This window comes from Scandinavium tedordense, assembly GCF_024764965.1.
In the GTDB taxonomy this organism is placed as follows: Bacteria; Pseudomonadota; Gammaproteobacteria; order Enterobacterales; family Enterobacteriaceae; genus Scandinavium; species Scandinavium tedordense.
This window is the reverse complement of sequence record NZ_JALIGG010000055.1, coordinates 222,323-234,013: the sequence shown is the minus strand read 5'-3', so window position 1 is coordinate 234,013 and position 11,691 is coordinate 222,323. Positions and strand designations below refer to the sequence as shown.

The following is an 11,691-nucleotide window of genomic DNA, read 5'->3' as shown; positions in this document are numbered from 1 at the left end:
CGTTTACTCATCATCTGGATCGAGGCGACGACGGCTAATGATACGCAGCAGACGCCACAGTACCCACGCCAGCAGAACCACACTCAGCGCCGCCAGAATCGACAGCAGAATTGGATGGTTAGACAGCGCGAACCACACACGCTCATACCACGGCAGGTGACCGACATAGTACACATCGCCCACGCGCAGGCTGTTCACGCCCGATTCGCGGATAACCGCCACCGAACCAAACATCACCGCACGCTTACCGCTGTCATTCAGTGCCTGGTTCAGCAGTTCAGAGCCACGCGCGCTATCCGTCATCAGCGCAATAACACTGCGTTGATCGTGATACGGAGACTGGAAGCCAATGATGGCTGCCATCGGGCCTTTAGAGCCGATGCTCGCCTGCGCTACCGGCCGACGCTCATTGTCGTCCAACTTCACCGATGCCAGTTCATTATGACGCACCGGGGTTTTCACCCAGCTCTTGGTCGCATCCACCAGCAGATCGATATGCTGGTCATCTTTCAGCTTCTCCGGGATGGCGCCGATCAGCAGGATGTCAGCATCCTGCTTCTGCATCTCACTCGGATCGTTGGTCAGATTGAGGTTTGCCCCAGTCAGCCCGACCTGCCCACCAATGGTCGCCACGGAATCCAGTAGCGTACTGACCTGATCCTGCGTCGGTTCTTTCGGCATCACCACCAGCGTATCAGAGAGATCCGCCATCCGGCTGAACGGGAAGCCTGCATTAGCAAATGCGCGCAGATCCGGCATCGCCAGGAAGTGATAGTAGTTGGAGAAATCAATCGTCGAATCGTCACCAATCACCACATTGTTCTTGATAGGCTGGAAGGTGACGCAGTTCTCAATGGTACCGCCCGGCATCGGGTTGGTGTACTGGAAGTCAAAACGCAGCTGGTTGGTCGCCCCCAGACGCAGCGCCGGGATAGACACCTGATCTTTGCCATCAATCAGGCCCTGAACAATCGGCAGGCGCATCAGCAGGTTGTTGGTATCCTGAGTGCTGTTCAGACTGTACGATTGCAGGAACTGGTTGTTGAGATTAATGTCCATCCGCGAGCTGTCTTTGATAGCCGGCTGGGTATAGCGATACTTCATATTCATATCGATGCCGTTGCTGCGCAGCAGATACAAATCCGGCGGTAAGTTCAGCGACAGGTTAATCGACGCAGGCTCAAGACCGCTGGACTGCAGCTGCTGATCATACGTTTTCAGCTCGCCAAACGTCACCGGACGGTAGGTATTGACCCAGTTCGGCGCATCGTATGGCTTACGCGCCAGCAGCGATTTCACGTCATCCACGGTCACAGTGTCGCCACGGAACAAGATGCTACCTGCAGCAATGCCTTGTGCCGCCAACAGCAGATCTTTGTCATCACGCCCGAAGATGACCAGCATTTTCGTATACGGGTCATTCGGGTTGTCGATCATCTTGATGGTCGGGGTCTGCACCAGCGGGTAGTCGCGCAGGAAATCCGGGCGCTTATCGTTGGTGGCGAACACGACAGCATTCTTGTCCGGCACTTCGTTATACAGGACCGGGAAGGTCTGTCCGCGCCAGCCAGCACGCGAGCCGAACCAGGATGCCACAATAGCCGCCGCTTTCTGTTCGGCGATATCCGGCGTCGAGGCGAACACCATCGGCAACTTCAGGGGCCGGTTGTCACGGGCGTCAAAGAACGGCACCGGGAAGTGCGACAAATCGTTCTTCACGTTCAGCCGTTGCAGGGTCATATCCAGCGACGTATTACGCGCAACATCCAGCCACAGGGTAGTGCTGCCGGTGTTTTCACAAACGTCACGGTAGTGGCCGACAAATTCCAGACGCACGTTGTTCAAATCGGTGATGTATAGCGGGTCAACCGGCACCTGTGCCATCACTTTTTTGCCGAGCTGTTCTTTCGTTACCGGCAGGACACCCATCAGCTCATCATTAAGATAAACCTTCAGCTGTGACTGAACCGGCAGCAGCGAGGGTGACGGCGTATACACCAGGTTCAGCATCGCTTTAGACACCACTTCATCGCTACGAGTGCCAAACTGCACCGCACCGGTCGGGTTCGAGCCTTTCAGTTCGATGCTGCCCGGCGCGGGGGCAATTTGCGCAAAACTGAGTTTCACGTCGCGGGACGGTGATTGTTCAACCACCTCGGGCGTCGTCCCTTCAGCAGCATTCACTGCCAAAGGATCCGTGACCGTTGGGTCAACCATACCCGGTGCAGCCGTTGCCGGAACCGAGGTCGCAGCCGTCGTTCCCATATCACCCGGTGCTGCAGGCTCGGCTTCGGTGGCGGTAGGTGCCCCCTGCTCCGGTGCTGGAGGCGTGGGTGCCATGGTTTCTGAGTAAGTTATCTGTGGAATAAAAGCGCTCATGCCCACAGCCGCTGCGCACATCCAGGAAAGTTTTCTTTTCATCGTATAGTCATCATTGTTGAGCCATTGCCGGTTCAGGGAGAATCTCACCCACGTTGCGCTCAGGGCGACGCGGTATAAAGGAGACAATCCAGGCAACCAGTGAGAGGAGCGATCGGAAAATAAATTTCACCGAAGGCGGCGCGAACTCCGCAAGGTGGCGATAGCCACGGAACCCCAGTTTTAAAATGTCCAGCATACTTTCCAGCGGTTTATCTTCCGGGAAGCTGTCTTGCCACAGCGCCCAGGTATCGGCGCGAGCAAACGTACACTGAACAAAATCAATATGCTGGCGAGTCGGCATCGGCAGCAGTTGCAGACCGATTTCGCTGCCCATTACGCGGGCAACCAGCATCGGGAAGGCGAATTCCTGCTGACCACGTTTGAGCAGCAAATTAACCTTCTGACCTTCCAGAACCTGTCCATCGCCGTTGATTGTCAGTCCTACACCGCCGTCAGAGAAGTCGTGTAGCGTACAGGAGAACAGGTGTCCATCTTCGCGGGCAATTGCCGCAGGCATTTTCATCTCAACGCGGTGGGAACGGCGTACCTGCTTACTTTCAACAGATACGGCCACGGCCCCGCCCAGAATAATCAGGTTGTAGAACACCCACACAATACTGACCCACACGGTGAGGACTTCATTCGCCGGACCGGTGAAGTGGCGCCAGATACCGACAGCAATCCCCACCAGGTTCAGAATTACCAGGTACAAGTACGGACGTGAAATCACCCAGTCGACGTACTCTTCTTTCACCAGGCCACCTTTCGCCGTCACGTTGAACGTACCAATTTTTGGGTTAATCAACGCCACGATGGTTGGCGGGGCGATATACCAGGCCAGCACCGTTTCGTAAATCTCACTCCAGAACGAGTGGCGATATTTGCCCTGAATTTTCGAGTTAGTCAGGCTGGCGTGAACCATATGCGGCAGAACGAACAGCGCAATCATCAGCGCCGGCGCATAAATGATGTAAGCGTGCAGCAGCAGGAACGCCAGCGGTGCCGTCAGGAAGATAAGCCGCGGTACGCCGGATAAGAAGTGCAACATGGCGTTGGCGTAACAGATACGCTGTGACCACTTCAGCCCTTTACCGAACAGCGGATTATCCATGCGGAAAATTTGCACCATCCCGCGCGCCCAGCGAATACGCTGGCCGATATGCGCCGACAGGCTTTCAGTCGCCAGACCTGCCGCCTGCGGTATACGCATGTAGGCAGAGGTATAGCCCCGACGGTGCAGGCGCAGCGAGGTATGCGCATCTTCAGTTACCGTTTCAACCGCAATCCCACCCACTTCATCCAGCGGCCCACGGCGGATTACCGCACAAGAACCACAGAAGAACGTCGCATCCCACATATCGTTCCCGTCCTGCACCAAGCCGTAGAACAGCGTGCCTTCGTTTGGAGTCTTACGGAAACGACCGAGGTTACGTTCGAATGGATCGGGAGAGAAGAAGTGGTGCGGGGTCTGCATCACACCCAGCTTCTTATCTTTAAGGAACCAGCCCACCGTCATTTGCAGGAAGGAGCGCGTCGGCACGTGGTCGCAGTCGAAGATCGAGACTAAATCCCCTTTCGCCAGCTTCAGTGCATTGTTGATATTGCCTGCTTTCGCATGTTCATGAGTGGTACGCGCGACATACTCCACGCCGACATCTTTGGCGAACTGGCGGAACTCTTCACGGCCGCCATCATCCAGAATCCAGATTTTGAGTTTGTCTTTTGGCCAGTCGATACCCAACGACGCATAGACGGTGTTTTTCACCACGCTCAGGTCTTCGTTATAGGTCGGGACAAAGATATCGACAGACGGCCACAGAGCCATGTCTTTTGGCAGCGGCACTGGCTGGCGGTTAAGCGGCCAGATAACCTGGAAGTAACCGAGCACCAGCACGACCCAGGCGTAGGTTTCTGCAAACAGCAACGTCATGCCGCAGACCAGGCTCACCGGGTCATTCCAGTTCAGCGTTGAGGTATAACGCCACCAGATATAACGACAAGACACCGTTAACGACAGCACGACCAGCATCAGCGCAGAGAAACGCCCAGGCATCCTGCGAACAATAAGCGCAATGCCCCACAGCAGCAGCAGGAAGATAAATTGTGAAATGGGATTAAACGGCTGCGTGACGCAGACCAGCGCCAACAGTAACGAGCAGAACACCACCGTCCCAAGAATGATTTTTCGCACTTTCGGGTTAACGTGGGTCAGCTCTTTTTTGTGGTCCAGATGCGCGGTCTTGGTGCTCATTCTTTCAGGCAGATCGTCCATCCACTTATGATAACGACCGCGCGCGCCGGACATGGCTTTCAGCCCTTTCCAGTTGAAGCTCTTTTGCTCTGCAATAGGAAGCGTCAACACCAGCCACAGGCTTTGCAGGACATAGCGGACCGGATCGAGCGGACGCGGACGGTGCGCGTTGATATGCGGATACAGTTCGTTGTAATTGGCACGAATACGCTGCCAGCGTGGGTGTTCAAGCGGGATAAACAGCCATGCGAGAGCAACCCAGATGCAACCCATGGTGGCACCCAGCCATGACGATTTGTGGCGACGATAATCACTATATCGCGCACGCAGACGCGCCCCCGCTTCCGGTGCCAGCAAGAGGGCGGTAAGACGTATCATGATGACGACTCCATGCCCGGACGAGTCCCCGCGTAATGCATCAGACACCAGTTCGCGAGCGTGACCACTTCTTCTGCCGCTAAAGAATCGCTTCGATATTCCCCGAGCGGTTGCTTGGCTGCCAGACACTCAGCCACGGATTCGTCACGGTGGATAACCACCGGCAGCATACGAGGCTGGCTCTGTAACCAGATTCGATAAATATCGTCCTGAATATGGCTGCCAATACGTAAGTCGTTGATCAGAATATGACCGTGTTTCGGCAGAACCTGTTGATGCAGACGGATATGTACATTCGCATCCGGATTTACCACGGTCAGCATATGGTTGCAGGCTTCAATCAGCGGATGCATCCACGGCTGAACATCATGGGGTAAATCAATAAGCACCCAATGGTTCGGACGCTTTTGATCGAGGGCCTGAACAATGTCTACAGCTTGGTGTAGTACCTGTGCCAAAGCCTGTACATTTACACGTTCCGCTACAGAAATTTGACCAAATGGCAGAATATCGATCTGGGACGTGTACCGAAGCCCGGCATCACGCCAATCTTTGCCATCTAAAAGCGCACGCGCCCAGCCATCGCGATTCGCAATGTTGTCATTAAAAAAGTAGCGCAGCATGTTATCCGGGCACGCATCGATAATGATGACCGTCTCGCCCAGAGACTGTAATGCCCAACCCAGCGCGGCAGTCAGAGACGTCGTTCCAGTGCCGCCTCGCAGGCCCTGTAATCCCAGAATGGCCATTCAGGCTTCCTTATTTTTTTCCGCCAACTCGGCCAGCAATGGCCAACGCTTTAATGCGGCCGCAAGATGCTCGCGTTGGGAAATATCGGTATAATCTATTTCGGGCAAAGAGAATGCCCGACTTAAAGCCAAAAAATCATTTTGGAAGGTGTAACCAGGCGTTGATTCTGACGCTGTCCGGCTTTCGTTTTCAGACATTTCTTTGAACCTTTATCGGACATTTCGTGGATAAACGTATCGGACATTTCTTTGGCTCAAGAAACTAAAACACGAGTTCATCAGTTAGATACACTATGTCCGAACAGAAAATTCGTTCACATGCTAAATCTGTTACTCTTTAATTTCAATGTTAGGTTTAATCTGAGAGTTTTGCTAGTAAACTAATACACAGTCAAACTTACACAAGAGGGACACCGTGGACCCTGTATTTTCACTTGGAATTGAGTCCTTATGGGACGAAGTTAGCCATATGCCTCTGGGTGGTGTTTGGTGGATCAATGTTGAACGTCGTGAAGACGCCGTGAGCCTGCTGAATCAGACGATTGCTGCACAGAATTCTGATGCAAAAGTCGCCGCGATTACAATGGGAGAAAAACCGCAGAAGATAGTAAAATTAAATGGATCTCACGGTCCTGAAAAAATACGCCTATTCAACATGCCAAAGAATGAAAATGGTCTATACTCGCTACGCCAGGATCTGCTTTGCTCTATTGATCCTGCGGACCATATATTTATGTTGCTGTGTTCAGATAACGCCTGGCAGAATATTCCACCAGAACGCATAAAGAAATGGTTAAATAGCGCCCAGCGCTGGGCTAAATACTATCGTTGCTCGTTGCTTATTCTTAATCCAGGTAACAATACTGACGCACAACTTTCGCTATTACTGGCCGAGTATCGCTCACTTTCCGGTTTAGCAAGTCTTCGTTTCCAGGGCGACAGTCATCTTTTTGATATTGCATTCTGGGCCAACGAAAAAGGCGTCAGCGCGCGCCAACAGCTTCAGGTTAACTATATTGGTAAAACCTGGCAATTGGCCGAACGTGAAGAAACAGTGGTTCAACCGCGCAGCGATGAAAAAGATGTGCTGAGCACTAAAAGTGCCCTCGAAGGTGCCCCGCCGCTGTCAGAATACTGGTCAGTCTTTGATACCAACGATGCAGTGTTTAATGCCGCGCGTACCGCTCAGGCTGCCACTGTGATTTTCACCGTCGAACAAACCAGCCAGATCGAACAGCTCGCCCACGACATCCACTCGTTGCGCCGTCAACGTGGCAGCGCGATGAAAATTGTGGTGCGCGAAATCACCGCCAGCCTGCGTGCAACGGATGAACGTCTACTGCTGGGCTGCGGCGCGAACCTGGTTGTGCCATGGAATACGCCGCTGTCTCGCTGCCTGACGTTGGTTGAAAGCGTGCAGAAGCAGCAGTTCCAGCGTCACGTACCGGACGAAATCAGCACGCTGCTGTCGATGACCCAGCCTCTGAAACTTCGTGGCTATCAGAAGTGGGATATTTTCTGCAAAGCGGTACACAATATTATGAACAACCCGCTGCTGCCTGCCGATAACAAAGGTGTGATGGTGGCGTTGCGACCGGTGCCAGGCCTGCGTGTGGAACAAGCGTTAACGCTGTGCCGCCCGAACCGCCTCGGCGATATCATGACCATTGGCGATAACCGTCTGGTGATGTTCCTGACCTTCTGTCGCATAAACGATTTGGATACCGCGCTGAACCACATCTTCCCGTTACCGACGGCCGATATTTTCTCGAACCGCATGATTTGGTTCGAAGATAAGCAGATTACGGCGGAAATCGTGGAAATGCGGGCGGTCACCGCCGATCGCTGGAATGCACCATTACCCATTACCATCGACAAAGCGCCGGTGGTGAATGCCGTTCACGACGGACGCAGCTGGCGTCGTTACCCTAAACCTCATCGTCTTACCGACGCACAAGGAGGACAACCTCAATGATGTCAATTAGCGATATTATTCAGCTGGTTGTACTGTGCGCACTGATTTTTTTCCCACTGGGATACATGGCGCGTCACTTCCTGCGCCGTATTGAAACAACCTTCAGGTTGATGTTTTTTAGACCCCGTTATGTAAAACCGGCAGGCACACTGCGCCGGTCAGATTTCGTCAAGGCAAAGCAAAACGATGACTAACCCTACTCAAACCGCCGTCTCCTCATCGCCATTCTGGCAATACTGGCGCGGCCTTTCTGGATGGAACTTCTACTTTCTGGCGAAGTTTGGCCTGCTGTGGGCGGGATATCTTAATTTCCACGCCATGCAGAACCTGGTATTTATGGCCTTTCTGCTGTTGCCCATTCCGAACAGCAAACTGCACAAAATACGTCACTGGATTGCCATCCCGATCGGTTTTGCGCTGTTCTGGCACGATACCTGGCTGCCTGGCCCGGAAAGCATCATAAGCCAGGGCTCGGAAGTCGCGGGCTTCAGCATGAGCTACGTTATCGATCTGATAACGCGCTTTATTAACTGGCAGATGGTCGGCCTTTTCTTCGTCCTGCTGGTTGCATGGCTGTTCTTAACCCAATGGCTTCGCATAACGGTATTCACCGTGGTCATCATGGTGTGGCTGAACCTCATTACCGTTGTTGGCCCAAACTTCTCACTGTTCCCTGGTGGTCAGGCGACCGGCACGGTCACCACCACAGGCGGAACCGCGGCAGCAACCGTCGCCACGGCAGATGCGAAACCTGTTGTCGGTGATATTCCGGCACAAACCGCACCGCCAACGTCAGCGAACCTGAACGCCTGGCTTTCCAGCTTCTATGCTGCGGAGCAGAAACGTCAGACCACGTTCCCTGCGACACTGCCGGCAGATGCACAGCCGTTCGAACTGCTGGTTATCAATATCTGTTCCATCTCCTGGGATGACATTGAAGCCGCGGGCCTGATGCAGCATCCGCTGTGGTCACACTTTGATATTGTGTTTAAACACTTTAACTCTGCCACCTCCTACAGCGGCCCGGCGGCGATTCGTCTGCTGCGCGCCAGCTGCGGTCAGCCATCACACACCGATCTCTATTCTCCGGCGGGCAAGCAGTGCTACCTGTTTGATAACCTGGCGGCGCTGGGCTTCAAAACACAGCTGATGCTGGGCCACAACGGCATGTTCGGCGACTTCCTGAAAGAGATGCGTAACTACGGTGATATGCAGGCGCCGCTGATGGACCAGAAAGGCCTGAAGCAGACCCTGGTGGCCTTTGACGGTTCGCCGGTCTATAGCGAGCTCGACCAGCTGCATCGATGGAATGAAACCGAGCTGAAAGAACCGGGTACGCGAACGGCGACGTTCTACAACATCCTGCCACTGCACGACGGTAACCGCTTCCCTGGTCAGAGCAAACCGGCTGACTACAAAGCCCGCGCGCAGATTATGTTTGATGAGCTGGACACCTTCTTTACCGAGCTGGAAAAATCAGGTCGTAAAGTGATGGTGGTTATCGTGCCTGAGCACGGTGGTGCGCTGAAAGGCGATAAAATGCAGGTTTCTGGTCTGCGTGATATCCCAAGCCCGAACATCACCAACGTCCCGACAGCGGTGAAATTCTTCGGCATGAAAGCACCACATGAAGGCGCAGCCATTGAAATCGATCAGCCAAGCAGCCTGCTGGCGGTATCGGAACTGGTTTCCCGTGCCGTCGATGGCAAGATGTTCACCGCGGACAGCGTGAACTGGGATGAATTGACCAAAGGACTGCCGCAAACGGCACCGGTGTCGGAGAACTCCAACGCCGTCGTAATTCAGTACCAGAACAAACCGTACGTGAAACTCAACGGTGGCGAGTGGGTACCTTACCCGCAGTAATCGCCAGCCACAAAAAACCCGCTCATTGAGCGGGTTTTTTTATGCCTACTGGCCAGATAGTCAGGCCAGCGGTTTTTCACCGTTTTCATCCTGATCAACGGCAAAGCATGCCACCAGTTGTCCACCGTAGTCTTTAAGCTGGGGCTGCAACTGAGTGCAGGGGCCAAAGCGACGACGGCAGCGGGCATTAAAGGCACAGCCCGGCGGCGGATTCAGCGGGCTCGGCAGTTCTCCGGTCAGCTTGATACGCTCGCGACGGTCATCCGGGTTCAGACGTGGAGTCGCCGACAGCAACGCCTGGGTGTACGGGTGGCGCGGATTACTGAAAATCTGCTCCTTGCTGCCCTTCTCCACACAACGACCGAGGTACATCACCATGACTTCATCAGCGATGTGTTCCACCACCGACAGGTCGTGAGAGATGAACACATACGACAACCCCATGTCCTGCTGCAAATCCATCATCAGGTTCAGCACCTGCGCACGCACGGAAACATCGAGTGCAGAAACCGGCTCATCGGCAATCACTACGTCCGGGTCCAGCATCAGGCCGCGGGCAATGGCAATACGCTGGCGCTGACCGCCGGAGAACATGTGCGGATAGCGATCGTAATGCTCGGTTTTCAGGCCAACTTTGGCCATCATTTCCAGCACTTTCGCCTTGCGCTCCGCTTTGTTCAGCGTGGTGTTAATTTGCAACGGCTCTTCGAGGATCTGGCTGACTTTCTTACGCGGGTTCAGCGATCCGTACGGGTTCTGGAACACGATTTGGATCTTCTGCCGACGCAGTTTCTGCGCCTCCGGATCATGCTTGAGCAGATCCTGTCCCTGGTAATAAAGCTCGCCCCCGGTCGGGATTTCAATCATCGTCAGCAGACGGCCAAGCGTGGATTTTCCACAGCCGGATTCACCCACCACTGCCAGCGTTTTACCGCGTTCGAGGGTGAATGAGACGCCATCCAGCGCTTTCACCAGGCGCTCCGGGGCAAAAAAGCCCTTCTTCACCGGATAGTGTTTTTTCAGGTCGATAGCATGCAACAGCGGCTTCGAGGTGGCCTCAGGCGTACTCATAATGTTGGCCTCCCGGCATCATCGAGGGGGTAATGGCATTTGGACTGACGACCGCCGTCGACGGTATTCAGTTCCGGTTCTTCAGCACGACATCTGTCAGTAGCATACGGGCAGCGCGGGTTGAGCAGGCAGCCATTCGGGCGGTCGTACTTGCCCGGAACGACGCCCGGCAACGAGGCCAGACGCGCTTTATCCTGCGCAAACTCCGGCAGCGCTCGCAGCAGTGCCTGAGTGTACGGGTGACGCGGCGCGCGGAAGATATCCTGCGCGGCCCCGGTTTCCACCACCTGGCCTGCGTACATCACGATGATTTTATGTGCCGCTTCTGCCACCAGCGCCAGGTCGTGCGTAATCAGTACCAGCGCCATGTTCTCTTTCTGCTGCAACTCCAGCAGCAGCTCGATGATTTGCGCCTGAATGGTGACATCCAGTGCGGTAGTCGGTTCGTCGGCAATCAGCAGTTTCGGCCGACAGGCAATCGCCATCGCAATCATGACGCGCTGGCTCATCCCGCCCGAAAGCTGATGCGGATACACGTCGAGACGTGAGGCCGGATCGGGAATACCGACCAGATTCAGCAGATCGATGGCCCGCTGACGACGCGTTTTCTTGTTGCCGCCCTGGTGCACTTTAATCGCTTCCATAATCTGGAAACCGACGGTGTAGCACGGGTTCAGGCTGGTCATCGGATCCTGGAAAATCATTGCCACTTCCGCGCCCACCAGCTGGCGGCGTTCTTTTTCGGAAATGCGCTGCAGGTCGCGACCGTTAAACTCCAGTTTTTCCGCCATCACGCGACCTGGGTAATCAATCAGCCCCATGATCGCCAGCGAGCTGACGGATTTACCGGAACCGGATTCCCCAACAATACCGACCACTTCGCCCTGATTTACGCTATAGCTGATGCGGTCCACGGCACGGAACGGGGTGCCTTCGTCGCCGAAGTGCACTGATAATTTATCTACATTTAATAACGCCAT

Annotated in this window: 9 protein-coding genes; 3 read left to right on the top strand and 6 right to left on the bottom strand. The window is 54.4% G+C overall.

The genetic code is table 11. The features are described 5' to 3' along the window. Positions 1-3: 3 nt before the first annotated feature. Genes bcsB through bcsR form a run of 4 tightly spaced genes read right to left on the bottom strand, consistent with a single transcriptional unit; the run spans position 4 to position 5,997 of the window. Positions 4-2,421 (bottom strand): cellulose biosynthesis cyclic di-GMP-binding regulatory protein BcsB, encoded by a 2,418-nt coding sequence (gene bcsB, locus MUU46_RS12050; RefSeq protein ID WP_258965636.1) that lies wholly within the window; start codon positions 2,419-2,421, stop codon positions 4-6. A gap of 10 nt (positions 2,422-2,431) precedes the next feature. Further along, positions 2,432-5,050, bottom strand: coding sequence for a UDP-forming cellulose synthase catalytic subunit (gene bcsA / locus MUU46_RS12045; RefSeq protein ID WP_258965635.1), 2,619 nt, complete (start codon positions 5,048-5,050; stop codon positions 2,432-2,434). Further along, positions 5,047-5,799, bottom strand: a complete 753-nt coding sequence (gene bcsQ, locus MUU46_RS12040) for a cellulose biosynthesis protein BcsQ (protein ID WP_159757306.1) — start codon at positions 5,797-5,799, stop codon at positions 5,047-5,049. Before bcsQ ends, bcsA begins: the two co-directional genes overlap by 4 nt. Further along, on the bottom strand, positions 5,800-5,997 hold the full coding sequence (gene bcsR / locus MUU46_RS12035; RefSeq protein ID WP_159757304.1) for a cellulose biosynthesis protein BcsR: 198 nt from the start codon (positions 5,995-5,997) through the stop codon (positions 5,800-5,802). Between the two features lie 217 nt (positions 5,998-6,214). Here bcsR and bcsE point away from each other — a divergent pair, with 217 nt between their 5' ends. Genes bcsE through bcsG form a run of 3 tightly spaced genes read left to right on the top strand, consistent with a single transcriptional unit; the run spans position 6,215 to position 9,640 of the window. Then, entirely contained in the window at positions 6,215-7,774 is a 1,560-nt protein-coding gene (gene bcsE / locus MUU46_RS12030) for a cellulose biosynthesis protein BcsE (protein ID WP_159757302.1), read from the top strand. After that, positions 7,771-7,968 carry a cellulose biosynthesis protein BcsF gene (gene bcsF / locus MUU46_RS12025; RefSeq protein WP_159757300.1) on the top strand — a complete coding sequence of 66 codons (198 nt, stop codon included), beginning with the start codon at positions 7,771-7,773 and terminating at the stop codon, positions 7,966-7,968. The genes bcsE and bcsF overlap by 4 nt, the downstream gene beginning before the upstream one ends. Next, positions 7,961-9,640, top strand: a complete 1,680-nt coding sequence (gene bcsG / locus MUU46_RS12020; RefSeq protein ID WP_159757298.1) for a cellulose biosynthesis protein BcsG — start codon at positions 7,961-7,963, stop codon at positions 9,638-9,640. Before bcsF ends, bcsG begins: the two co-directional genes overlap by 8 nt. Positions 9,641-9,700: 60 nt before the next feature. Here bcsG and dppF read toward each other — a convergent pair whose 3' ends face one another. Both dppF and dppD read right to left on the bottom strand, forming a co-directional pair. Continuing rightward, positions 9,701-10,711, bottom strand: coding sequence for a dipeptide ABC transporter ATP-binding subunit DppF (gene dppF / locus MUU46_RS12015; RefSeq protein WP_258965634.1), 1,011 nt, complete (start codon positions 10,709-10,711; stop codon positions 9,701-9,703). After that, positions 10,708-11,691: a dipeptide ABC transporter ATP-binding protein gene (dppD, locus tag MUU46_RS12010; protein WP_159757294.1), complete on the bottom strand. Its 984-nt coding sequence runs from the start codon at positions 11,689-11,691 to the stop codon at positions 10,708-10,710. The genes dppF and dppD overlap by 4 nt, the downstream gene beginning before the upstream one ends.

Bases quoted from the DNA above. Each gene is read 5' to 3' on its own strand.
- dppF (WP_258965634.1), bottom strand. From the start codon at position 10,711: ATGAGTACGCCTGAGGCCACCTCGAAGCCGCTGTTGCATGCTATCGAC.
- bcsB (WP_258965636.1), bottom strand. From the start codon at position 2,421: ATGAAAAGAAAACTTTCCTGGATGTGCGCAGCGGCTGTGGGCATGAGC.
- bcsQ (WP_159757306.1), bottom strand. From the start codon at position 5,799: ATGGCCATTCTGGGATTACAGGGCCTGCGAGGCGGCACTGGAACGACG.
- dppD (WP_159757294.1), bottom strand. From the start codon at position 11,691: ATGGCGTTATTAAATGTAGATAAATTATCAGTGCACTTCGGCGACGAA.
- bcsF (WP_159757300.1), top strand. From the start codon at position 7,771: ATGATGTCAATTAGCGATATTATTCAGCTGGTTGTACTGTGCGCACTG.
- bcsA (WP_258965635.1), bottom strand. From the start codon at position 5,050: ATGATACGTCTTACCGCCCTCTTGCTGGCACCGGAAGCGGGGGCGCGT.
- bcsG (WP_159757298.1), top strand. From the start codon at position 7,961: ATGACTAACCCTACTCAAACCGCCGTCTCCTCATCGCCATTCTGGCAA.
- bcsR (WP_159757304.1), bottom strand. From the start codon at position 5,997: ATGTCTGAAAACGAAAGCCGGACAGCGTCAGAATCAACGCCTGGTTAC.